Origin of the sequence: Aurantiacibacter sp. MUD61 (assembly GCF_027912455.1) — a bacterium.
Taxonomy (GTDB): Bacteria; Pseudomonadota; Alphaproteobacteria; order Sphingomonadales; family Sphingomonadaceae; genus Alteraurantiacibacter.
In genome coordinates, this window is record NZ_CP115446.1 from 1,094,133 (window position 1) to 1,116,566 (window position 22,434).

A 22,434-nucleotide genomic window follows, 5' to 3' on the forward strand; every position below is an offset into this window, starting at 1 on the left:
TAACTTTGATGGCTCTTCGGCAGGCCCTTGCTCGCAGTTCGCAAATGGTAGGCGGGACGCTCGGCAATCTGCTGTTCCAGCTGATCCGCAACAAGCTGCTGGCTCTCGCGCTGGGCCCTGCCGGGGTCGGTTGGATCGCTCTGGTCAACAATCTCGTCGAAACGACTGCGACGGTCGCAGGCGGCGGAGTCAGCGATGCATTGAACCGCGAATTGGCGCGCAAGCGACCGGCTTTCACCCAGCGGGAGATTTTCTCGACTGCACTTGGAATTGCGCTTCTTATCGCGGCGATCGCAATGCCTGCGGTTGGCGTGGCGCTAGCCTGGGTCGTTCCGCAGACGCTGAACTTCGGACTGCTGGCGCTGGGTGTGGTGGTGGCGATTGCCGGAGCGACGGGCTGGCGCATCCTCGCCGGACTGTTCCTCGGCCTGGGGCTGGCACGAAGGATGGCGCTGGCGACACTCGCTGGCGCTGCGGCCAATCTGGTGCTCACCGCAATTCTCCTATCGCTGGGCGCGACCGAGCCATTGCTCTTTGTGATGCTCTCACCGCTGTGTGTGGCCATTTGCGGATTGATCGCAGCGCGCAGCCGCCTGCCTGCGCTCATCGAACGCGCCGCAATCCGCGCTCTCCCCGCCAAAGGCCCCGTTCTCCAAATCGCTCTACCGGTATCGATCGGCCTGCTGCTTGATCCGCTGACCTCGCTCTATCTGCGCTCTGCCGTTGGTCTACAGCTTGGCGAGGTTGCAATAGGCTTGCTGCAGCCGGGGTTCCTTTTCGTGCTGCTGGCGGCGAGCATTTTCAACGCCATCGCCGGCATTACCATCGTGCGATGGGACCAATCGCATGAGCGCGCCTTGTCTCGCAGATACGCTTTGCTGCTCGGCGCGGCACTCGCTTTGCCCCTCTTGGGAATATTCGTGATCTGGCTTCTCCAGCCGGTCTACCCGTTCCTCATTTCGTTGCTCTTCGCCGATGAATTCCGCAGCGGGGCAAGTGCAGTCCCGTGGCTGCTTGCAGGTGAAGCGCTGCGCATGGGCGGGGCGCTGTTCCTGTTCACCTTCCTGTCGCGCCAGCTAGGTTATTTGACGATCCTGCCGCGCCTTGCCGGTCTGCTAACCGCCATTGCGATGATCGAGCTGAGCCCGCAGCTAACCATCGAGCTGGCGGCGCAAAGCTATGCCGTTGCCTTCGTTGCGAATTTCGCGCTCTCACTGGTCTTGTGGCTGGGGCTGCAATTGCGGCTTCGAGGCGCAGGCGAGGCTGTCTAGCGAGCGCTAACGGCCCGCCACCACGCCTCATTCTCCAGATACCAGCGAAGCGTTTCGCGAATTCCCTCGTCGAAGTCCCGCTCCGCCCGGTATCCCAGCTCTGTACGCGCCTTGCTGTCGTCGATCGCGTAGCGCCGATCATGCCCCTTGCGGTCGGGCACGAAGGTCTTCAGCTCGGCGGATGAACGGCCATGCGATGCGGGAGCATCGGGGAAGCGCGAGGCGAGACTTTCATCCTCCGCGAAGGCCCGGTCCACCTCGGCGCAGATACGGTCGATCACCGCCATGTTCGCAAGCTCTGCCCCGCCGCCGATATTGTATGTTTCGCCCGCCGTGCCGTTTGTGAGGCAGGCCTCGATCGCACGGCAATGATCGCGAACATGCAGCCAGTCGCGCACATTCATCCCGTCGCCGTAGATCGGCAGCGGCTTGCCGTGCAGCGCATTGAGCAGGAACAGCGGGATCAGCTTTTCGGGATATTGGTACGGCCCGTAATTGTTCGAGCAATTGCTGGTCGTCACTTCCAGCCCGAAGGTCTGATGATAGGCACGCACCAGGTGATCGGACGCCGCCTTGGACGCGGAGTAAGGGGAGTTGGGCTGGTAAGGTGTCGCTTCGCTGAAGGGCGGATCGTCCGGCCCGAGCGAGCCGTAAACTTCGTCGGTCGAAATATGGTGGAAGCGGTGCGGCTTGCCCGATCCCTCATCCAGCCAGACCGCGCGCGCCGCTTTCAGCAGGCTGTTTGTGCCCAGCACATTGGTCTCGATGAAGGGATCCGACCCGCTGATCGATCGGTCGACATGGCTCTCGGCGGCGAAATGCACCAGCGTTGCAATCCCGCGCTCGCGCAGCAGTTTTTCCACCAGCGCCGTATCGCGAATATCGCCGACCACCAGTTCCGCTTGCACGACACCGGCAATCGTTTCCCGGTTGCCGGCATAGGTCAGGCTGTCGAGGACGATCAGCGCATCATCGGGATGGTTTTCGGCCCAGTAATGGACGAAATTGCCGCCGATAAATCCCGCGCCGCCGGTGATCAGCAGATTAGCCAAGATGCTTCTCCGCGCGCAGCATGTGCCACAGGTTTATGCGCCAATGGGTGTAGCCATCCTCCAGCAGCTGCCGCGTCTTGCTGCTGTCGAGAAGAGAGATGGCGGGGCGCTTCGCAGGGGTGGGATAGTCGGCAGACGCGATAGGAGTGATCGGAATGCTGCTTTGCAACAGACCCATCGCGCGCGCTTCTTCCTGAATGGCGACAGCGAAATCATACCAGCTCGCAACGCCCGCATCGCTGTGATGATACGTGCCCTTCGCCTCCGTCGCGACAAGACCCCAGATCGTTTTGGCAAGGCCTGGTGCCCAGGTAGGGCAACCGATCTGATCGGCGACGACGCGCAGCTCGTCCTGCTCGGCCATGAGGCGCAGCATGGTGCGCACGAAATTCTGCCCGCCTGCAGCATAGAGCCAAGCTGTGCGGATCAGCAGATCGGACTCGCGCAGATGATCTTCGCCCGTCGCCTTGGTTCGGCCGTAGGCCGAGAGCGGATTACGGCTATCCTCTGGGCGATATGGCCTGCTTGATGCGCCGTCGAATACGAAATCGGTCGAGACATGCACGATCCTGCCCGCATGCGCCGCGACCAGTGCTGCAACAGCATCGGCATTGATCGCCTGCGCCATTTCGGGCTCGCTCTCCGCCTGATCGACGGCGGTATAGGCCGCGCAATTGATGATCAGGTCCGGCGCGTGATCGGCCACCATCGCCCGCACAGCATTGGCATCGGAGAGGTCGCAATCCTGCTTATCGACGCCAACGACCTGCGCCGCATGCGGGGCCAGATCGATCACCGCGCGGCCAAGCTGGCCCGCTGCTCCCGTCACAAGAACCTTCATGCGAAGGTCTCAATCACGCTGAGCGCTGTGCCATTGCGGTCTTTCTCAGACAGCTGGATGTCATTTTTTGGCATTGGCCATTCGATGCCGAGGGCCGGATCATCCCACGCCAGCGTATGCTCGTGCTGCGGTGTATAATATGCGTCGCACTTATAGAGGAAATCGGTGCCGTCCTCGAGCGTCAGAAAACCATGCGCGAAGCCGCGCGGAAGCCAGAGCATTCGCTTGTTGCTGGCCGACAATTCCATCCCCACCCATTGCCCGAACGTCGGCGAGCTCCGGCGCAAATCGACCGCCACGTCGAACACCGCGCCGTTCACCACGCGAATGAGCTTCGCCTGCGCCTGCGGATTCTGGAAATGCAGCCCCCGCAGCACGCCCCTGTCAGAGCGTGAGTGATTGTCCTGCACGAATCGCGCGTCGATCCCGGCTTCGGCGAATGCAGCGGCATTCCAGCTTTCGCAGAAAAACCCGCGATCATCGCTGATGACGCGCGGCTCAATGATCAGTGGGCCGTCGATGGCGCAGGGCGTCACCTGCATCAGCGCGCCCCTTCACCCAGCAGCCGCAGCAGATATTCGCCATAGCCGGACGTCTCTAGAGGCTTGGCAATCGCTTCCAGCTGCGCATCATCGATGAAGCCCTGTCGCCACGCGATTTCTTCGGGACAGCAGATTTTCAGGCCCTGCCGCTCCTCGGTGATCCGCACGTAACTCGCCGCATCCAGAAGCGAAGCATGGGTGCCGGTATCCAGCCACGCAAACCCGCGGCCCATGATTTCGACCGACAGAGCGTCGTCGTCCAGATAAAGCCGGATGAGATCGGTAATTTCCAGCTCTCCGCGCGCCGATGGGATGAGGCCGCGCGCGCGCTCGAGCACCGTATCGTCGAAGAAATAGAGGCCCGTAACGGCGTATGGCGACTTTGGCGCGGCGGGCTTTTCTTCGATCGATCGCGCTTTGCCCTCTGCGTCAAAATCCACCACGCCATAGGCTTCGGGATGGTTGACCCGGTAGGCAAAGATGCTCGCACCGGTATCTTCAGCGGAGGCGCTTTCGAGCAATTTCTGCAGCCCGTGCCCATAAAAGATGTTGTCTCCCAGAACGAGCGCGCATGGCGATCCGCCGAGGAAATCCGCCCCGATGTGGAAGGCCTGCGCCAAACCCTCGGGCTGAGGCTGAACGGCGTAAGACAACGAAATGCCGAGCCCCGATCCATCGCCCAACAGGCGCTGGAATTGCTCCTGATCCTCCGGCGTCGTGATGATCAGGATATCGCGAATACCCGCCAGCATCAGCGTGCTGAGCGGATAATAGATCATCGGCTTATCATAGATCGGCATCAGCTGTTTGGAGAGGCCGCGCGTCAACGGGTAGAGGCGCGTGCCCGTGCCGCCTGCCAGAATGATGCCTTTGCGTTGCAAGAAATCCGGCCTTTTCCGCCATTGCCATAGGTTTGCGATGGCTGTCGGCATCGCCGCTATCGCTGGTGCCGTCAACCTTTAGCGGTCCGATGGGGTGGGGTGCGTGCGTTGTGGATCAGAGTGCTCTGGCCAGTGGCTCTCAGAAGTTGCAAGGATGGAGGGGATAGAGACCCTCTGCAGAGCACATCCGAAAGGCCGTTCCACGGTGAAATCGCCCGTCGCCGCAAATACCGAGCAAGCGCCCGATTTGCCGGGGCTGGACGGCGCGCTCGCTGCGATGCTGCGCGGCCAACAGCCGGCTTGGCAGGACGCGTGGATAGGGGTGTCAGGCGAAGCGGCAGCTGTAGACCGCATTCGCTATCACGGGGTCGCTCTCGCGCTGATAGAAAGCGGGCAGGAATTTCCGGGCTGGCCCGACATAGTGGTCGAAAGCATTCGCGAGGAAGCGCGGCTTCAGGTCCTGTGGGAAGCGTCACACAAAGACGCGCTTTCGCCATTGCTTGAACGATTTGGCGCGCAGCAGGTCGACTGCCTGATGATGAAGGGAACGGCGACTGCCTATCTGCTGCACGAGACACCGGCCGTGCGCAGGCGGGGAGACAGCGACCTATTGATCCGGCCACATCAACTGGCCGCCGCGCGCGAAACTTTGCAAGAAAGCGGCTGGACGCGTCACGAGGTCGATTACTTCGGTCAGGAAAGCTGGTTGTTCGATACCGGCATGGGGTTCGTTCATACCGTCGATTTGCACTGGCGCAGTGTGGGCACGCCCTTCTTGGCCAAGACATTCGGGGATGATGAGCTTTTCGAGACATCGGTCCCGCTTCCGCGTCTTTGCGCTGAAGCGCGCACGCTTGCGCCGCCGCTCCTGCTGCTGCGCGGTGTGCTCAATCAGGCTCTGCACGGCCTGTCGGGATACATTCAGGGAGATGCGCCAGTGTTCGCCCGGGACCGGTTGATATGGCTGCTCGACACCGCGCTTTTGATGCAGCGGTTCTCCGATGCTGACTGGGATGCTGTTGTTGCGGCGGCGGAGGCGCGCGGAATGCGGAAGCTGTGCCTCGAAGAGCTGCGCAAAGCCGAGATGCACTTCGATGCAACGCTGCCGGAGAGTGTCGCAACACGGCTCGGCGCTGACCGTGATGCGACGGGTGTCGAAAGCTACTTTGCGCGCGGATCGGCTGCCGCGCGCCTCTGGATGGATGTGGGTGCACTTGAAGGCGTTACGCCGCGCCTCGCCTTCCTTCGCCGACATGTATTTCCCGCCGAGGACGCTCTTGCCCGCCGCTTCCCGAATGCCGCGCATTGGCCCGCGCCGGTCCTGCATGCACGCCGCATCGCAAGCGGACTTAAAAACCTGATTGGGCGCAAAGGCGGCTAACGCCCATCAACCAGCGGCAGGCTTGATCAGTCCATTGGCGAGCAGGTCATTTGCAAGCGCGATTACGTCCGCCCCGGCCTGCGCGGCGTCGATATCGTACTCTTCGACCAGAATTTGCGTGATTTCGGCGATCGAGCGGCTCTGGCCTTCCAGCATGGACCATATCCGCCCACCCACCGAATTGAGGCCGAAATAAACACCGTTCTCGAGGTCGAGCAGCACCGTTTCCCCGCCCACGTCGCGCGCGATGACATCGCGGGATTGCGTAAATGTGTCGCCTGCCTCAATCGCCATTATGTCATCCGCCAAATTGCTCGGCGATCGCTGTCACCACCGCTGGCAATCGCGCAAAGTCGCGTGGGTAGTCAAGGTGATGACACGGCACAGCATTGGCCAGCGCGGCGAGCCGCTCGAAATGTGCGGAAAGGCGGGCGCGGTCTTCCACATCGAGGACGAAGCTGTGCTGCATGATTTCGGCTAGGGCAACCGCCGGATCGCACCGGCTGATGGTCACCTGCTCGACATCGCCCTGTCCAAGCAGACAAATGGCGCCAAGCGGTGCCGCATCCTTCGCTGCCGGTACGTCCGCACTTTCCGCAAGCTCGCTTTTCTCACCCCGCGCCGACGCTACCTCTCCAGAGAGATAGGCCGCAGTATCGTCAAATACACGCAGCACCGGGCGCTGCGGCGCGACGCTGTAGTTCGAGCCATCCGGTGTGAGCGCCAGTACGTCTTCGGTCAGGAATGGGTGGCCAGCCTTCGCAAGCGCGCCCGCCAGCGTCGTCTTCCCTCTGCGTGAAAAGCCCATGATCGCCAGTGCCTTTCCGCCGATCATCACCGCGCTGCCATGCAGGTTGAACTCGCCCGCGTGATTGCCGACGACTGGCCGAACCGAATTGGCATAAAGCGAAGCGATAGTCCGTTCGTCGGTGTCCGGCGTGGGAAAGCAGGTGATCGCTTCCAACCCGTCTGCGATGGCGAAGTCGGCCTGATCGGGAAAGCGGAGCAGATAGCCGCGATCACTGCGATGAAATTCGGCCGCGACATCGCCCGCAGGGGTCAGCCAGCGATCATAGGGTGTGCTCGCGAGCACCTGCTGCGCGCGAGCAGTCTCGGTCGCGAAAAACGGCTCAGGAGTCACTCGGATACCGATTTCAGCTCGGAGGCAACGAAGCGTTTCACTCCAGCCTCGGATGGGAAAAGCGGAGGTTCGATTGCCAACAACGCCGCCTCGATTTCCTGCGCACTACGTTTGCCATCGATCAGATCGAGCAGCGCCTTTCGCGCACGACCGAGCGCATTGGCCCGCAGCGGGCTGCCGCTCGGACCGGCAAGATCTGCGGGCGACAGGATCGTGCTGCGCCAGGTTGACATGGACTGCGAATCTTCCCCGTCCTGTCGCGCGACTGTCCAAGACAGGATCGGGCGCTCGTGATCGATGCGGAATGAGACTGTCAGCCGCTCACCAGTGTGGACCTCGATAGGCTTCGCCAGCGGAAAGAACGCCTGCGACCGCGCGATGCTGCGTTTCTCGATGGGCGAATTCGTCATCCAGACATCCTCGGCCAATTCGCAATCGAACCAGCCTGCGATCCCGTGAAGGGTGCCTTCACTTTCAATCGTGATTTCGCTCTCAAAGCGCAGCACATCGGGGCAATCCCGGTCGAGCGGAACAGTGCCAAGCTCTGCAGGGAGGCTGCAGAGCTCGTCCGCACTCAATTCCACGCGGTGCTTGGAATTGGCGGCATAGCTGTCGAGCCAGCTATATTCGCTAGGGACTGGAGCTGTGGACCACGCTGCCGCCAGTTCCGCGCATTTCTCGGAGCGCACGCCCGCGATCTTCAAATCAATGCGCCGTGGCATCACAATGCCGTCAGGCTTCAGAATTCGCTTTCGTGCGTCAGCCAGCATCGCGACGATGCCGTAATCCACGCCAAAAAAGCCGACATGGTCGCAGATGATGAGGTCGACCTTTTCATTCAGCTGTGTGCGGAAGCTGCTGCCGCGGATGCAGTGATAGCGATCGGACAGCCCTTCTCGCCGGGCGGTCTCGCGCGCTATCTCGATCGCGTCTGTGCGGTCGATGCCGTGCACCTGCGCCGCGCCTGCCTCAAGGCACTGGAACCCCAGAACACCGAAACCGCAGCCCAGATCAGCTACGGTAGCGCCCTCGGCCAATACCTTCGCGATGGCCTGCGCATAGAGCTCGTGCCGCCGCTCGGCGGATAAATATTCGTGATGTTCTTCGAGAATGCCGACCATGTCTCAGCCATTGTCTCGGCAAAGCATCGGCGCGTAAAGCCTGAAATCAGGCGAGGGCAATTCCCAGCTGCGCATAGTCGACGCGGGCATAGCCGTTGGCATCGCGCTTGACGGCAGAGGGCACGATGGTTGCCACCTCATCGGCCATTACACCGAACTGGCGACCAGCGCCGTGCTCGGCCTGGAATTCCGGCTTGTAATCGAAGCGATAGAGGCCGAACCCTGCTGGATGCGTTCCGATCCGGACTACGTTCTCTTTCGCGCGCGGATCCGACATACCTGTCCGGGTCATCGATCCGCCGTCACCCTGAAAGCCGAGACTTCCGCCTGTAAGATTGCGCACCGATCCAAAGACCTTCAACTCCGGCCGGACGTATGCGGGCTTTTGCGATGTGTGGTTTTGCATGATGCTGATCCCTTTACGTGATCATCTGAGGTTTGGTGCCTGCTCCAAAAACACGGCAGAGGCGTAACTTCCCCATAGCGACCAGATGGGTATCCGGTCAATTGCGGCCCCCTTCGCGCTGTCGAATGCCCCGCACACGATGTCGCTTTTTACAACCTCGCGAAATTGCGTGTTTTCATCGAGTTGCTCAGCGATAAATGCCTGCATTTCGGGCAGATAGGGTGCGAAGGTCTGGCTGAAATGAGCCTTGTCTTCCCGGTCGACAATCGCTCGCGGCAGAAGGTCGCGCATAGCTTCGCGATGGATGTATTTTGTCGTAAATCCGCGAAGCCGGATATGTTCGGGCGTGCTCGCGCTGAATTCCATGAATTTGCGCGAAAGCATGGGATGGCGATTTTCGACGCCGAGGCGGACCGATTGCAGATTAAGCATGTCATACACCAGCAGGGCGAAGGGTTCGACTAGCTTGCCGCGCTTGGCACGATCATCGGCTGGGAGAGCAGCCGTTTCCGCCTCGAAAGCGTCGGCGCGTTGCTTCAGTACCATTTGCATTTCGTCAGACAGCCAGTCTGCTCCTGAAGCGATGCTTCGCTCGCCGTCGCGCAAGTCTCGCAGCCGGTCGCGCACGACATCGGGCAGTGCGGCGACGAGGGATTGTCTGAGCGCCTGACGAGTCGACCAGCCAAGCCCTCTTGCTCGCCGATCCGCCCCGAAGCTTTGCCTGAAACCGCGCCAGTCAGCGCCGCGCAAGGACTGGCGATAATAATGCGGCAATCCATCGAGCCATTGGTCGCCGCCCTGGCCGGTCAGGCTGATGCGGCAGCCTTGCTCTGACGCGGCCTTGGCCAGACTTCGCAGCATCACCGTGTTGGGCAGGAAGGGTAGGCGCTGGTCACTGTTTGCCTGTGCTTCGAACCACTCGAGATCGGGGCAGAAGAGCGGGACACCCTCGATCGCGCGGCCAGTCGAGCGCACCAGAGCCTCGACATAGCGCGCTTCATCGGCAGGCGTGCCGCGCGGAGCTGATAGCGTGAAACCTGCAAGACCGGGGGAAGGCCATTTGCCCGCCCGATCCATGTGGTTCGCCAGTGCGAATATCGCCGATGAATCGAGCCCTCCGCTGACTTCGCAGGCCACCGGATGATCGCTGCGCCCGGCCTCTGCAACGCATTCCGTCAGCAGGCTCCGGTAATGCTCGATATACTCACCATCGGTGCGGTAGCGCGTGGTTATGTCGAGCGGCAATTCCCAATATTCGCGCCGCTGGAGCTTGCCGTTTGCGACCGTCAGGCAGTGCCCGCGCGGGAGTCTCATAATGCCCTGCCACGGCGTCTCATCACAGGTGAACCAGCCATTGGCGATATGCTCGGCCAGATAGCCAAGGTTTGGATCGGGACGCTCATCCAGCGCTGCCAGAACGCCGGTGATATCGGTGGCCGCTACAAAGGTGCGCCCGTTCCAGTGATAATGCAGCTGGCGAAGCCCGGTGTGGTCGCAGGCGCAGAACAAGGCATTTTCGACGCGATCATAAATGGCAAAAGCGAACTCGCCGTCTATGTGATCGAGGCATTCCTGGCCCCACAGGATGAAGGCCTGCAGCACCAGTTCCGCGTCGGAGCGATTGCGCAAGCGGGCTCCTCGCTGCGTCAGATCGCGGCGCAGTTCGGCATAATTCGCGACGTAACCATCGAGCGAAATCGTATAGCGCGAACCATCATCGCTGAGCGGCTGCACACTGTCGCGATCTTCCGCGCTGATTTGGAGCGCGCAGTGGCCCATTCCGCAAGCGTCCAGCAATTGATGATGCACACCGTCCTGCCCGCGATAGTGCATTGCGGCGGTCATCGCGCTGATCGCCGATGCGGCGGCGGGTTCGCCGTCTGTGTGCAGGATCACCGCGATTGCGCTCATCGGTGCTTTCCATCTGAGTGCGGGAGGTGACGGGTTTCTAGGGTTGCTTGGACACCTGTGTCCAGCGAATGCTTGGCGCGGGCTGCCGCACGCAGCTTGCATTGCACCCTATCGCGGGGTTAAACCGCCACATTGATCGCTACGGGACAGTCCGCATGCTGAAGAACACGCTTGCAATCATTGCCGCGACATTCGTGGCAACTGCACCCATCGCGGCGCAGGCGAATACGCGTGCGGACAGCGCTGGCATCTCGCTAGAGACCACGCAGATCGCTGCCATCACGGACGAGGATGATGATGACGACGAGGGTTTCATCTACATCCTGCTGGGCGCGCTCCTGATCGGCGGAGGACTGCTTGTGCTGGTGGCCGCCGACACCAATGAGGGCTCGAACGCCTCGCCTGGCACGGGTGGCTGACCCAAATCGCCAAAGCGGCGCTAACTTACGTTTCGGACAATCCGCTCGCTGGTTCGGCTCGCCTGATGTACATCTCAAAGTTCTGATATTGCTTGCTATTCTGCTGGGCGGTGGAGGCGTGGCCTATGGCCTCGGCAACATGGTCATTCAGCTCGCTGCCATCGCTGTGCTGGCGTTGAACTTGCGCGCTTGTGCCGACTTCGCCCGCAATGGCCCGCGCGCTTTGGTCGCACTGGTCGCCGTGACGCTGGCTCTTCCGCTCATCCAGCTGATCCCGCTGCCGCCTGCGCTCTGGCAGAGCTTGCCCGGGCGCGATCTGATAGCGCAGAGCTTCACCATCGCAGGGCTGGGTGCGGATCGCTGGTTTCCTGCCAGCGTCGATCCCATGCGCACACTCGTCGCGTTCTGCGGCACGCTTGCTCCCGCAGCGATCATCGTCACGGGCAGCATGCTGAGCCGGGAGCAGAAGCTCGGCTTGCTGCGCTGGGCTCTGATCTGCATTTGCGGGGCCTTTGTCCTTGGCGTTGTGCAATTCGCATCCGGCAACCAATGGGGACTGCTCTATGATGAGCGCTCCGATCCGAATGTGTTCTACGCGACCTTTGCCAATCGCAATTCGACAGCGCTTATGTTCGTCATCGCGCTCACCCTACTGGCGGCGCTGCCTCGTGCGAGGGGATTGGCGGCGGTTGCGAGTGCAGTCGCGGGCGTCCTCTTCGCGGTGGCAGTTGTCCTCACCCAGTCGCGAACGGGCATGGCCTTACTGGCCGTGCCCATTGGCCTGTTGGTGCTTCGACTGGGTGCTGCGGCGCTCGGACGCCGAACGCGGGAGCAAACGAGCCCCCGCATGGCGTTCGGCATGGCATTGGCTGCTGCAGTCGTGGTCAGCGGAGTGTTCGGAGCGTCCTATCTCACAGGAGGCCGAGTTGCCGAGAGCGTCGATCGCTTTGTCTCGGCGGGCGCGGCTGACCGGCCTGAGATGTGGGAAGACAGCTATTACGCAGCCGGACAGTACTGGCCGGTAGGCAGCGGCATGGGCACGTTCGACGAGGTTTTCCAGGTCCACGAATCGCTTGAATACGTCTCGCCGCGCCGCGCGGGCCGGGCGCACAGTGACTGGCTGGAGATCGCTATTGAGGGCGGCGTCTTTGCGCTTCTGGTCGCGGTGCTCTGGCTCGGCTGGGTCCTGCTTTCGGCCCTGCCACGCGGCAGTCGCGAGGGGACTTGGCTGCGGCTTGGCGCAGGCGCGGCGATAGGGGCGATCGCGCTGCAGTCATTGGTCGATTACCCGCTGCGCAACCAGTCGCTGCTCTGCCTCGCTGCCCTGTGTATCGTGCTGCTGGTCTCTCGCAGAGAGCAGGTGTCGTGATGGGCCGGGTCATCTGGATTGGCGCGCTCCTGGCGCTCGCCGCGGTGGTGATCTTCGCCCAACTAGACCGTGCATCGCGCTTCCAGCCGCATCTGGCACCGCTCGTTCCGCGCGCTTTTTCCGGCTTTGCCGCCGAACAGCGCAGCCGCGAGGCCATCGCGGCGGGGTATGGCGAGACCGCTGTGCGTGAGGCTAGCCGCCTCATCGCGCGCCGCCCCTTGCCTGCCGAGCACCTTGCCCTGCTCTCGCTCGCGGCGACCCAGAATGGCGATCAGGCGCTGGCCCTCGCCGCGATGGAAGCGAGCGCGACGCGCGGCTGGCGTGTGCCGGTTGCCCAGCTGGCCTCCGCCCGCGCTGCGCTCTCGGCAGAGCGCTACGATCTCGCAGCGCAGCGCATTGCCGCGCTGCTGTCGACTGGCTCACTACCTGACGAGACCCACGCCCTGCTTGCCGAGCTCATCACCAGCGCAGAAGGCCGCGCCGCGATGGCCGAGCGTTACGCGGCTGAGGGGCATTGGCAGGCCAACTCGCTCACGGTGGCGCTGCCCTCTGCCGATCCGCGCGATGTCGCGTGGCTTCTAGCCGAGGCGCTCGATGCGGGCGCTACCCTGCCGTGCGACCGGCTCGCCATTCTCGCCGCATCCGCTTCATCAGAGGATCGTGCGCTCTTCTGGCCGCGCGATTGTCCTGCTGATTAGTTGCCTTCCGGCACCGCGAAAGTGCCCGACACGCGCCCGTCGCTGTCGCGCGAGCCCTGCCCGTCGACACTCGTCACGCCGGAGTTCAGATCGAGCACCAGACGACCGCCATCGAGCCGGTCGGTCCCGCGATTGATCGCCACCCCGCCAGACAGGATGATCACCCGCCGGTTGAAGTCATAGACTGCCGCATCGCCGCGCGCTCGTTCATCGCCGCGGGTCACTACGACGCCGCCGGTCGCATTGATGCGCTGGATGCGCAGCGTTCCGGCATCGGTGTACGCGATGGTCGTGCGGTCAGCGGTCATCCGCAGATTGCCCTGCTGGATCACGACATTGCCTGAAAGCACCACGCGGTTCTGCCGATCCTGCAGCTGGCCATTGTCGGCAGACCAGCTGACCGGCTCATTCGAGACGATTCCGCCCAGATCCTGCGCCCCTGCCAGCGCGCCAAAGCCGATCGCGCTTGCACCGCCTGCCAGAAGGCCGGCGGCAAGTCCGCGCAGGGCCAGCTTGCGTAAAGGGAGGCGGGAAGCTGTCGTGTCGGTCATCGTCGATCTCTTTGTCATACTAACGTCCCGGCATGCTCATGCCGCTTGGCATGCGCAATTGTCCGGGCACCATGCGTCCGCGCACATTGCCGGTGAGAGTGAATGTGCGCGCTTCCATGTCGGCCTGCATCGAATCCGCCTGGAACGTGCCTGCCGGTATCTCGCCGCGTATCCCGCCTTCGCCCATCAGCGTGCGGGTGAGGAGGTTGATCGTTACATTGCTGGCGGTGAATTCATAGCCGTCCGACGCGGTAAAGCGCACCGTGCCGGGAATGCCCACCTGCTCGTCATCGATGTCATAGCTGCCTTCGGGCGCGCTCAGCACGGCGGGGCCTTCGGGCAGCAGGAGGCGCGCGGTGAGCTCGCGCATTTCCACCACCGGCACCGAATTGCTCTGCTGGACGGCAGAGCCTGCGATCAGCGAAAAGGGCCGGCCTTCGCCGTCCTCTCCGCGGTACATGGCATTGTCGACGCGCAGCCGGTCATCGGCGACGGCGACCTTGTTGCGATCGAGCAGGAAGCTGACTTCGCCGCGCGGCCCCAGCGGGGTGATCAGCATGAGCGCTGCGACCACACCGACCAGTGCAGGCAAGCCGACCGCCAGCGCGCGCACGACCTTGTCGAGCGAGCTGCCCGGGGCGGCGAAAGCCTGGCGCTTTGAGCGCATACGGTCGGCGGCGGCGGTCATGTGTGTCTCTAACGCCAGAGGATGGCCATTTGCTCCTTACGCGTGGCTGAAGATGTCGTGATCCGCCCAACCGGCAATGTCGAGCCGTGCGCGGGTGGGCAGGAAGTCGAAACAGGCCTGCGCCATTGCAGTGCGGCCTTCGCGCTCCAGCCGCTCGATGAAGACATCGCGCATGCGGTGGAGGTAGCGCACATCGGACGCGGCATATTCGCGCTGCGCATCGTTCAGTTCCACCGCACCCCAGTCACTCGATTGCTGCTGCTTTGAGATCGACTCGCCCAACAGTTCGTCGACGAGGATCTTGAGGCCATGGCGATCGGTGAATGTGCGGGTCAGCTTGCTGGCGATCTTTGTGCAGAACACCGGGCCTGCCTCCACGCCCAGATAGTACTCGATCGCGGCAAGGTCGAAACGCGCGAAGTGGTAGATCTTGATGCGATCCGGATCGGCGAGCACCGCCTTCAGATTCGGCGCATCGAAGGTGCTGTCCTTGGCAAAGCGCACCAGATGCTCATCGCCCTGGCCATCGCTGATCTGGACGACGCACAAGCGGTCGCGCGGCGTTACCAGCCCCATGGTTTCGGTATCGACGGCAACGGGGCCATCGGCGAGCACGCCTGCGGGCAGGTCTTCTTCGTGAAAGTGTACAGTCATCGCTGCCGCCTTAGTCGCAATGGGGATAGGAGGGAAGGGCGGACTGGCCCTGCCATCCCGGCGCCCCTATCCGTTCGTCCTGAGCCTGTCGAAAGGCGATGAGAGGTTGATCCATGTCCGATGCCATTCCCGATAGCTGGAAGCCGGTTCTCGAACCTGCACTCGCCACGCCTGAAGCGCGCAGACTGGGCGGCTGGCTGCGAGCGGAGGAGGATGCGGGCAAGCGTATCTACCCGCCGCGCGGCTGCCGCCTGCGCGCGCTGGAGCTGACGCCGCTGGAAAGCGTGAAAGTCGTGATCCTGGGGCAGGATCCGTATCACGGGCCGGGGCAGGCGCATGGGCTGTGCTTCTCGGTGCAGGACGGTGTCAAAGTGCCGCCATCGCTGGTCAACATCTTCAAGGAGATGGAGAGCGATATCGGCATTGCGCGTCCCACCCATGGCAACCTTGAAAGCTGGGCGCAGCAGGGCGTGCTGCTGCTCAACAACACGCTGACGGTGGAGGAAGCCAGGGCAGGCAGCCATGCGGGTAAGGGGTGGGACGCGATTACCGATGCCTGCGTCGCGGCAGTGGCCGAGCGCGATGCGCCCTGCGTTTTCATCCTCTGGGGCAGCCATGCGCAGGCCAAGGCGAAGCGCATTCCGGCACTCGGCGCGAGCGATCGGCATCTGCTCATCACCAGCCCGCACCCCAGCCCGCTGTCCGCACATCGCGGCTTCCTTGGCAGCATGCCTTTCAGCCGGACCAACGCCTTTCTGGAAGCGCAGGGGTGTGAGCCTGTCGACTGGTCGCTCTGACCCGAGTCGAACGCCCGGGGGTGTGACAGGTGTGACAGGTGTGACAGTGTCCTGAAGCAAAATCTCCGGCGTGCGTTTCATGACTGCAAAATGCTGTATCGGAAAGGAAATTTGCATTGCGCCGAGCATGGGGTGGGCTTTGACAAACGCGCAGTTTGTAGGAAAGCTGTTTCGCATGACCGAGGATGACGCGCGCCAAGCTCTCACCGCCCGGCTGGAAGAGCTGGACCGGCTCGATGCGCTGAGCGCGGAGGGCCGAGAGCCCGTCACCCTGCAGCAGGACAGCGTGGGCCGCCTCTCCCGCATGGACGCAATGCAGCAGCAGGCGATGGCCCAGGCCGAGGAGCGCCGCCGCAGCGCAGAACGCGCGCGCATCAAAGCTGCCTTCGCGCGGCTCGACGAGGGCGAATGGGGCTATTGCGCCAAATGCGGCGAGGAGATTGCTGCGGGACGGCTCAGCAACGACCCGAGCGTCGCGCGCTGTGTGGGGTGCGCGGGTTAAAAAGATTCCGTAATTCCATTGCCTTGACTCGCGGGAGGGTCGCTTGCAGTGTACGCGAGAAGGGGAGAGGTCATGCTTGGCGAAGCATTCGTCCATGCCGTATTGGACAGCACTGATAGCCTGATTTTTGTGAAAGATCGCGAATCCCGCGTCGTCTATGCCAATGACGCGTTTCTCGCGCTCTATTCTCCTGAAGAACGCAAGAACGTGATCGGCGCGACGACAGTCGAGAATTTTGCCGAAGATGAGGCTGCGCTTTTCCTTGAGGAAGACCGCAAGGCATTTGCCCGCGGACAATCCGAAATCGTCGAAGAAATCACCGATTGGGAGGGTGAAAAGCGGATCCTCAGCACGCGCAAGACGGTCTATACGACAGAGGATGGTGGGGAATTGCTGCTGGCAATTGCCAAGGACATTACCGCGCTCAAAAACCGCGAGCATGCGTTGACCCGGGCTAACAGGCAATTGCGCGAATATGCCCATTCGGTGGCGCATGATTTGCGCAGCCCGATTGCAGCGATCATCAGCGGTGTGAGCATTATCGAGCGGGACAAGAATTCAAGCCTGAGCGAACGCGCCACACTGGTCAGCAAGGCCGTGAAGGAAAGCGCGCATGGGTTGTCGAAACATCTTACAGCCATGCTTGAGGCTGCGAAATCCGACCAGCTTGGGCTGAGCTTCAAGGAGACCGATCTCAACCTTCTGCTGGAGGAAGTTCGCTTCAATCTGTCCGCGCTGTCGATCAGTCGCGAGGCGAAGATCCATTCGCCGCGCTTGCCGGTAGTCGTTGTCGAACCGACCCTGTTCCGACAAATGCTGCAAAGCCTGATCGAAAATGCCATTCGCCATGCGGGGGTTGAAAAACCGGTGGTAAAAATTGGCGTCCAGCGCGACGGCGGCGAATATGAAATCAGTTTTTGCGACAAGGGCCCGGGCATTCCCACGGAAAAACGCCATCTGGCGATGAAGCCCTTCTCCAAACCCGAAGACGGGCATGTCGGCGAAGGCTACGGTCTCGGACTGATGCAGTGCCAGCGCATTGCCCAGCTCCACGAAGGGTTCCTCGAAATCCCAAACGAAAAAACGGCGCCCGACGATCCGACAATCGTCGCGCGTATCTCCGCAGAGCTGCAAGCGCGCTGAAGCGGGTTTTTGTCGGGCAGATCGCCCGGCGAGGCTCCTCTCCGCGATTGAGAGAAACGCAAGCAATTCGCGCTAAACCCGTGTCATGACGAGGAGTGCGGAGAGATTTCACACGCTTGATGCGATGCGCGGGATCGCGGCTTTGGCGGTGGTATTCTACCATGCCGGGCGGATGGTGCCGCGCGGATACCTCGCGGTCGACCTGTTCTTCGCGCTCAGCGGATTTGTGCTGTTTCACGCCTATGCCCACCGCATGCAAGCAGGACCGTTCCTGATCGAACGGCTTATCCGGCTTGGGCCCATGATGGTGATCGGTGCGGCGATCGGTCTGGCGATCAATGGCGGTTCCGCCGGAACACTGCTGATGATTCCGACAGGCCGGACTTTCCTCTATCCGGCCAATATTCCGCTCTGGTCGCTCCTGTTCGAATTCATCGCGGGGGCTGCATTTGCGTTGCTGCTGGGTTTCGGCAAGCGCGCTTGGGTGGCAGCTCTGCTGATCGGCTTGGTCGGCGTTGTCGCTGGCATCGAAGTGCGCGGGAGTGCCGACCTTGGCTTCCGATGGGACACCTTCGGCTATGGCCTTGCGCGCACGGCGTTCAGTTTCTGCATCGGCATTGCGATCTACCGGATCGTGACGCGTTCTCGCCTGCGCCTCGGCTGGCCCTGTGGAATGCTCGCCCTGCTGCTGCCTTTCACCGTCATGATGATGCCGCAGGATGGCAATGTGCTGGTCGATTACGCTGCCCTGATGGTCGTGATGCCACTCGCCTTGTGGCTGGGCGCGGTGAGCCGGTTTCCGAGAGCGAAAGTGGCCGCGTGGCTGGGTATTCCGTCTTATGCGCTTTATGCCGTTCACCACCCGCTGGTGAAAATGGAGCTGTCCGCCTGGCTGACCATTCCTGCGGCAGTCCTGCTGGCGATAGTGCTGGGTTTTCTGGTGGAGCCACGATGCCGCGCCGCCTTGCAGCCGCTGCAACAACGCTTCGCAAATGCTCACTTTCGCGCTTCGCTGAAAGGCCTATGATGGCGCCATGGCACGCGCCCTGATCGCTCGCATTCCGCGCAATGTCGCGGTGGTTATCGCCACTATCGCTGCTTTGGGTCTCGCGCGGCTGATGACCTATACGGACTGGGCTGCGGCGAATGTGACCATTGCAGCGCTGCTCTTTGCTTGGATCGTCATCGACACGCTGTGCCTTTCAACCATCGCCAAGGCTGAGAATCGCAGGCCCGGTGCCTTTGCAATGCTCAGTGCGGCCGCGATCGGGGCGCTGGTCGTGCTGGTGGGCGGAGCGCCTGCGGTGCGCGAACGCATCCTCGCCATGCCGCCACTGCTTGCAGCGCTGGCGGGCACCATCGCTCTCTGGGCTGTGTGGTCGGGCGTGAAGCTGCTCGCCGCGAGACGAGCTGGCGTAGGGTGGGAATCGGCGCTGGGCAGCGTCCTGCCGCCGCAAATGGTCAGTATGTGGGCCACCGAGCTTCGCATGATGCATCTGGCGCTGTTCGTCTGGCGGCGCGCTCCCGATGTGCCTGAAGGCACGCGGGGCTTCGCCTATCACCGCTATCTAACGCCCATGCTGGTGACGCTGATTGCGTTGCAGGTGATCGAACTGGGTGTCGTGCATTTGCTGCTGATGCTGTGGAACCCGCTGGTCGCATGGATCGCCTTCGCGCTGACGCTGGCAGGATTGATGTGGTTTGTCGCGCTCACCAAGAGCCTGCGACTGATGCCGGTGCTGGTGGGTCCGGACTACGTCCGCATCCGCGCGGGCGCTCCTCTGGATTTCACCGTGCCGCTGGATAACATTGCCGCAGTGGGTGAGACGTTCGATGCCGATACACTCAAGGCCAAATCGACCATCGACACCGCGATCCTTAGCGCGCCCAATATGACGCTCCGCCTTGGCGAGCCGGTCGAAGTTCAGGGCCTGTTCGGCAGGACAAAGCTGATCACCCACATCGCCTTGCGCCTCGATGAACCCGCCGCCTTCCGTGCGGCGCTGGATGAGGCGCGCGGCTAAACCGGCACTGCGGTGGTGAACTTCACCCGCGAATATACGACATGGCTATTGCACCGGCGCACGGCCGGGTCTGACAGGATGAAGTCCTGTATCCATTGTTCGTATGTCGCCATATCGGGCATCGTCACATGGGCGATCAAATCCACATCGCCCGTCACGCTGTAGCATTGGGTCACTTCGGGTGCGGAGCGGATGCGGCGTTTCAGCCGGTCGTATCCCGATGATTGCTCCTCCATCATGGTAATGGCGACGATAATCTCGATGCCGAGCTGCGCGCTATCGACCAGCGCCACCTCGCGCAGCACCACGCCTGCCTTGCGCAAGCGGGTGAGGCGGCGGCGATAGGCGGAGACGGAGATGCCCACCGCATCGGCGATTGCGGGCACCGGCCTGCCGATATCGGCCTGCACCTCGCGCAATATGCGGCGATCGATGGCGTCGGGAGCGGGGTGAACGTTTTCGGTCATTTCATACTTCATTAAGAGCGAAATACGTCAGCAATGTGGTGAAACAGGTCACCTTCGCTTCGCCACGGCTCTTACCCTCGCGGGCATGACGACTTGGAGAATTTCGATGGTTTCACCATATCTTGCCCTGCTCTTCGCCCTGTCCTGTGCTGGTTGTTCAGCCGCTGCTTCGGATGAGGAGGAGGGAGCAAGCGCACAGCCTGCAACCGACACCGCAGTCGCGACGCCGCTTGGGGCACGGCGGCTCGCCCCGGAAGCACTCGGCCAGGACGGACGGATCACTTTCAGCCCAGGCTTCTCACCTGACGGGCAGACGATGTATTTCACCCGCGCCGATTGCGAGCTGATCTGGGAATGCCCGCAATTGCTCTACCGCTCGCAGCGAACCGCCAGCGGCTGGTCGCCCGCCGAGCGCGTACAATTACCCCAAGCAGAAGCGCGCGCCGAATGGCCGAGCGTCAGCCCCGATGGCTCCACGCTATACTTCTCTTGGGCACCGGACCGCCCGCGCCACGCTGGCGAGAATGTTTACGAGGATTTCGACCTCTTCGCTCTCTCGCTTTCCGATGCGGGGGCAGAGCCGGTCGCGCTCGATAATCCCGACATCAGCCGCATTCGCGGAGGCCGCATCCGCCAGACGCGCTTCGTGAACAATGAAACCGCGCCGGTGCTGACGCGCGGGGGCGATCTCTATTTCTGGAGCGAGCGTCTCGACGGCGTGGGCCTGCGCGATATCTATGTCGCGCGCGGGAATGGGAGCGGCGGTTTTGCCGCGCCGATCCCGGTACCCGGAGACATCAATACCGCAGGCGAGAACGACGGATCATGGGTCACCGCCGATGGCCGCGTAATGCTGCTCAGCACCGATGTGGTTGAGGGCGAAGGCGGCGCGGATATCTTCGTTTCGGTGCTGTGCGAAGGCGAATGGAGCGCGCCGCGCAATCTCGGGCCGGAAATCAACACCCCGGACGCCGAGTTCGCCGCCCGGATCACTCCCGATGGCGAGAGCGTGGTCTTCACGTCATCGCGCCCCACCGAAGCGGGCGGCGAGAGCGGGCTCTATCAGGTATGGACGATGCCAGTCGCCGAAATACCGGTGCTGCGCGAAGTCCTCGGCGAAGCGCGCGCGAACTAGCGCGGCAGCTCGGTAACGCCCATCAGCGCTTCGTCCACGCTGGCGGCGCATTGGCGACCTTCACGGATTGCCCATACGACGAGGCTCTGGCCCCGGCGCATGTCTCCGCAAGCGTAAATCTGCTCGTCCGAGGTGCGGTAATCCTGCTCGTTCGCATCGACATTGCCGCGCTGGGTGATCTCCACCCCGGCCTGATCGAGCATGCCCTGCCGGCGCGGGCCGAGGAAACCCATGGCGAGGAGGATCAGGTCTGCCTTCAGCGTGAATTCGCTGTTCGGCACTTCTTTCAGCTGCCCTTCGGACCAGTCCGCGCGAACGCATTTGAGGCCGGTGACCTTGCCGTCTTCGCCAATCACTTCCTTCGTCAGTACCGCCCAGTCGCGCTCCACGCCTTCTTCATGGCTGGAGGATGTGCGCAGCTTCATCGGCCAGTCGGGCCAGGTGAGCAGCTTGTTCTCTTTCTCGGGCGGCTGCGGCATGATTTCGATCTGGGTGACCGAAGCCGCGCCCTGCCGATTGCTGGTGCCCACGCAATCGCTGCCGGTGTCACCGCCGCCGATCACGATCACATGCTTGCCCGTGGCGGTCAGCGAGCCGCGCGGTGCGGCGCGGGTTTCATCGTCGCCCGCATTGCGCTTGTTCTGCTGGGTGAGGAATTCCATGGCCAAGCGAACGCCAGCCATTTCCGCGCCCGGTATCTCGAGCTGGCGCGGATGCTCTGCCCCGCCCGACAGCACGATTGCGTCGAAGTTTTCCTTCAGCGACTTCATTGACACATCGACGCCGACTTCGGTGCTGGTGCGGAAGGTCACGCCTTCGGCCTCCATCTGCACCGCGCGGCGATTGATGAGGGTCTTCTCCATCTTGAAGTCGGGGATGCCGTAGCGCAGCAGGCCGCCCACGCGGTCGCTCTTCTCGAATACCGTCACCGAATGTCCCGCACGCGCCAACTGCTGTGCGCAGGCCATGCCCGCCGGGCCCGAGCCAACCACGGCGACACTTTTGCCGGACTGTTTCTCCGGCGGCTGCGGCTTTACCCAGCCTTCCTTCCAGCCACGATCAATAATGGCGCATTCGATGCTTTTGATCGTCACCGGCTGGTCGGTGATGTTGAGCGTGCAGCTCGCCTCGCACGGGGCGGGGCAGATCCGGCCGGTGAATTCCGGGAAATTGTTGGTCGAATGCAGCACTTCCAGCGCGTTCTGCCAGTCGCCTTCGTAGACGAGGTGGTTCCAGTCCGGGATGATGTTGTTCACCGGGCAGCCGTTATGGCAGTAGGGAATGCCGCAATTCATGCAGCGGCTGGCCTGCTTCTGCAGGGCAGGCTCGTCATGCGGAATGACGAATTCCTTGTAATGCTTCAGCCGCTCCTTGGGATCGGTATAGGTGCGATCTTCACGGTCGACTTCGAGAAAGCCTGTCTCTTTTCCCATTATTCTG

Annotated in this window: 25 protein-coding genes; 11 read left to right on the forward strand and 14 right to left on the reverse strand. The window is 62.3% G+C overall.

Annotation, left to right across the window (positions count from 1 at the left end; all coding sequences use genetic code 11):
* Positions 1 to 8: 8 nt before the first annotated feature.
* Positions 9 to 1,271, forward strand: a complete 1,263-nt coding sequence (locus O2N64_RS05215) for a lipopolysaccharide biosynthesis protein (RefSeq protein ID WP_271079222.1) — start codon at positions 9 to 11, stop codon at positions 1,269 to 1,271.
* Here the strand turns inward: O2N64_RS05215 and rfbB are convergent.
* From rfbB to rfbA, 4 genes are read right to left on the reverse strand one after another with little or no spacing between them, the layout of a single operon-like run.
* Positions 1,268 to 2,323, reverse strand: a complete 1,056-nt coding sequence (gene rfbB / locus O2N64_RS05220; protein ID WP_271079223.1) for a dTDP-glucose 4,6-dehydratase — start codon at positions 2,321 to 2,323, stop codon at positions 1,268 to 1,270. The genes O2N64_RS05215 and rfbB overlap by 4 nt on opposite strands.
* Positions 2,316 to 3,164 (reverse strand): dTDP-4-dehydrorhamnose reductase, encoded by an 849-nt coding sequence (gene rfbD, locus O2N64_RS05225; RefSeq protein WP_271079224.1) that lies wholly within the window; start codon positions 3,162 to 3,164, stop codon positions 2,316 to 2,318. Before rfbD ends, rfbB begins: the two co-directional genes overlap by 8 nt.
* A complete protein-coding gene (rfbC, locus tag O2N64_RS05230; protein WP_271079225.1) occupies positions 3,161 to 3,706 on the reverse strand; it encodes a dTDP-4-dehydrorhamnose 3,5-epimerase in 546 nt (181 codons plus the stop codon). The genes rfbD and rfbC overlap by 4 nt, the downstream gene beginning before the upstream one ends.
* A complete protein-coding gene (gene rfbA, locus O2N64_RS05235) occupies positions 3,706 to 4,587 on the reverse strand; it encodes a glucose-1-phosphate thymidylyltransferase RfbA (RefSeq protein ID WP_271079226.1) in 882 nt (293 codons plus the stop codon). The genes rfbC and rfbA overlap by 1 nt, the downstream gene beginning before the upstream one ends.
* 205 nt (positions 4,588 to 4,792) lie before the next feature.
* On the opposite strand from rfbA, the gene O2N64_RS05240 reads away from it, so the two are divergent.
* A complete protein-coding gene (locus tag O2N64_RS05240; protein ID WP_271079227.1) occupies positions 4,793 to 5,968 on the forward strand; it encodes a nucleotidyltransferase family protein in 1,176 nt (391 codons plus the stop codon).
* A gap of 6 nt (positions 5,969 to 5,974) precedes the next feature.
* Here O2N64_RS05240 and O2N64_RS05245 read toward each other — a convergent pair whose 3' ends face one another.
* The 5 genes from O2N64_RS05245 to O2N64_RS05265 are packed head-to-tail and all read right to left on the reverse strand — an operon-like array spanning position 5,975 to position 10,547.
* Positions 5,975 to 6,277 carry a PqqD family peptide modification chaperone gene (locus tag O2N64_RS05245; RefSeq protein WP_271079228.1) on the reverse strand — a complete coding sequence of 101 codons (303 nt, stop codon included), beginning with the start codon at positions 6,275 to 6,277 and terminating at the stop codon, positions 5,975 to 5,977.
* Entirely contained in the window at positions 6,267 to 7,109 is an 843-nt protein-coding gene (locus O2N64_RS05250; protein WP_271079229.1) for a hypothetical protein, read from the reverse strand. Before O2N64_RS05250 ends, O2N64_RS05245 begins: the two co-directional genes overlap by 11 nt.
* Positions 7,106 to 8,230: a methyltransferase domain-containing protein gene (locus O2N64_RS05255; protein ID WP_271079230.1), complete on the reverse strand. Its 1,125-nt coding sequence runs from the start codon at positions 8,228 to 8,230 to the stop codon at positions 7,106 to 7,108. The genes O2N64_RS05250 and O2N64_RS05255 overlap by 4 nt, the downstream gene beginning before the upstream one ends.
* Before the next feature lie 46 nt (positions 8,231 to 8,276).
* The gene (locus tag O2N64_RS05260) at positions 8,277 to 8,636 is read right to left on the reverse strand and encodes a tail fiber domain-containing protein (RefSeq protein WP_271079231.1); all 360 of its coding nucleotides are present in this window, start codon (positions 8,634 to 8,636) and stop codon (positions 8,277 to 8,279) included.
* A 21-nt stretch (positions 8,637 to 8,657) separates the two neighbouring features.
* Entirely contained in the window at positions 8,658 to 10,547 is a 1,890-nt protein-coding gene (locus O2N64_RS05265; RefSeq protein ID WP_271079232.1) for an asparagine synthetase B family protein, read from the reverse strand.
* Positions 10,548 to 10,702: 155 nt separating this feature from the next.
* Here O2N64_RS05265 and O2N64_RS05270 point away from each other — a divergent pair, with 155 nt between their 5' ends.
* The 3 genes from O2N64_RS05270 to O2N64_RS05280 all read left to right on the forward strand — a co-directional run bounded on the left by O2N64_RS05270 (position 10,703) and on the right by O2N64_RS05280 (position 13,033).
* Entirely contained in the window at positions 10,703 to 10,966 is a 264-nt protein-coding gene (locus O2N64_RS05270) for a hypothetical protein (RefSeq protein ID WP_271079233.1), read from the forward strand.
* An 88-nt stretch (positions 10,967 to 11,054) separates the two neighbouring features.
* Positions 11,055 to 12,335: an O-antigen ligase family protein gene (locus O2N64_RS05275; RefSeq protein WP_271079234.1), complete on the forward strand. Its 1,281-nt coding sequence runs from the start codon at positions 11,055 to 11,057 to the stop codon at positions 12,333 to 12,335.
* Positions 12,335 to 13,033, forward strand: a complete 699-nt coding sequence (locus tag O2N64_RS05280; RefSeq protein ID WP_271079235.1) for a hypothetical protein — start codon at positions 12,335 to 12,337, stop codon at positions 13,031 to 13,033. Before O2N64_RS05275 ends, O2N64_RS05280 begins: the two co-directional genes overlap by 1 nt.
* Here the strand turns inward: O2N64_RS05280 and O2N64_RS05285 are convergent.
* Genes O2N64_RS05285 through O2N64_RS05295 form a run of 3 tightly spaced genes read right to left on the reverse strand, consistent with a single transcriptional unit; the run spans position 13,030 to position 14,926 of the window.
* On the reverse strand, positions 13,030 to 13,584 hold the full coding sequence (locus O2N64_RS05285) for an LptA/OstA family protein (RefSeq protein WP_271079236.1): 555 nt from the start codon (positions 13,582 to 13,584) through the stop codon (positions 13,030 to 13,032). The two genes, O2N64_RS05280 and O2N64_RS05285, sit on opposite strands and share 4 nt — an antisense overlap.
* Before the next feature lie 19 nt (positions 13,585 to 13,603).
* Entirely contained in the window at positions 13,604 to 14,272 is a 669-nt protein-coding gene (gene lptC / locus O2N64_RS05290) for an LPS export ABC transporter periplasmic protein LptC (RefSeq protein WP_271079237.1), read from the reverse strand.
* Between the two features lie 36 nt (positions 14,273 to 14,308).
* On the reverse strand, positions 14,309 to 14,926 hold the full coding sequence (locus O2N64_RS05295) for a ribonuclease D (protein ID WP_271079238.1): 618 nt from the start codon (positions 14,924 to 14,926) through the stop codon (positions 14,309 to 14,311).
* Between the two features lie 113 nt (positions 14,927 to 15,039).
* On the opposite strand from O2N64_RS05295, the gene ung reads away from it, so the two are divergent.
* The 5 genes from ung (at position 15,040) to O2N64_RS05320 (ending at position 19,392) form a co-directional block, all read left to right on the forward strand.
* Positions 15,040 to 15,723, forward strand: a complete 684-nt coding sequence (ung, locus tag O2N64_RS05300) for a uracil-DNA glycosylase (RefSeq protein ID WP_271079239.1) — start codon at positions 15,040 to 15,042, stop codon at positions 15,721 to 15,723.
* Positions 15,724 to 15,898: 175 nt separating this feature from the next.
* Positions 15,899 to 16,225, forward strand: a complete 327-nt coding sequence (locus O2N64_RS05305; RefSeq protein ID WP_271079240.1) for a TraR/DksA C4-type zinc finger protein — start codon at positions 15,899 to 15,901, stop codon at positions 16,223 to 16,225.
* A gap of 72 nt (positions 16,226 to 16,297) precedes the next feature.
* Positions 16,298 to 17,368, forward strand: coding sequence for a PAS domain-containing sensor histidine kinase (locus O2N64_RS05310; protein ID WP_271079241.1), 1,071 nt, complete (start codon positions 16,298 to 16,300; stop codon positions 17,366 to 17,368).
* Positions 17,369 to 17,453: 85 nt separating this feature from the next.
* Positions 17,454 to 18,395: an acyltransferase family protein gene (locus O2N64_RS05315; protein ID WP_271079242.1), complete on the forward strand. Its 942-nt coding sequence runs from the start codon at positions 17,454 to 17,456 to the stop codon at positions 18,393 to 18,395.
* 7 nt (positions 18,396 to 18,402) lie between these two features.
* Positions 18,403 to 19,392, forward strand: a complete 990-nt coding sequence (locus tag O2N64_RS05320) for a hypothetical protein (protein ID WP_271079243.1) — start codon at positions 18,403 to 18,405, stop codon at positions 19,390 to 19,392.
* Here O2N64_RS05320 and O2N64_RS05325 read toward each other — a convergent pair.
* Complete coding sequence (locus O2N64_RS05325; RefSeq protein ID WP_271079244.1) at positions 19,389 to 19,859, reverse strand: Lrp/AsnC family transcriptional regulator; 471 nt, start codon at positions 19,857 to 19,859, stop codon at positions 19,389 to 19,391. The two genes, O2N64_RS05320 and O2N64_RS05325, sit on opposite strands and share 4 nt — an antisense overlap.
* 106 nt (positions 19,860 to 19,965) lie before the next feature.
* Here O2N64_RS05325 and O2N64_RS05330 point away from each other — a divergent pair, with 106 nt between their 5' ends.
* Positions 19,966 to 20,994, forward strand: coding sequence for a TolB family protein (locus O2N64_RS05330; RefSeq protein WP_271079245.1), 1,029 nt, complete (start codon positions 19,966 to 19,968; stop codon positions 20,992 to 20,994).
* Here the strand turns inward: O2N64_RS05330 and O2N64_RS05335 are convergent.
* The gene (locus O2N64_RS05335) at positions 20,991 to 22,427 is read right to left on the reverse strand and encodes a glutamate synthase subunit beta (protein WP_271079246.1); all 1,437 of its coding nucleotides are present in this window, start codon (positions 22,425 to 22,427) and stop codon (positions 20,991 to 20,993) included. The genes O2N64_RS05330 and O2N64_RS05335 overlap by 4 nt on opposite strands.
* Between the last annotated feature and the right edge of the window lie 7 nt (positions 22,428 to 22,434).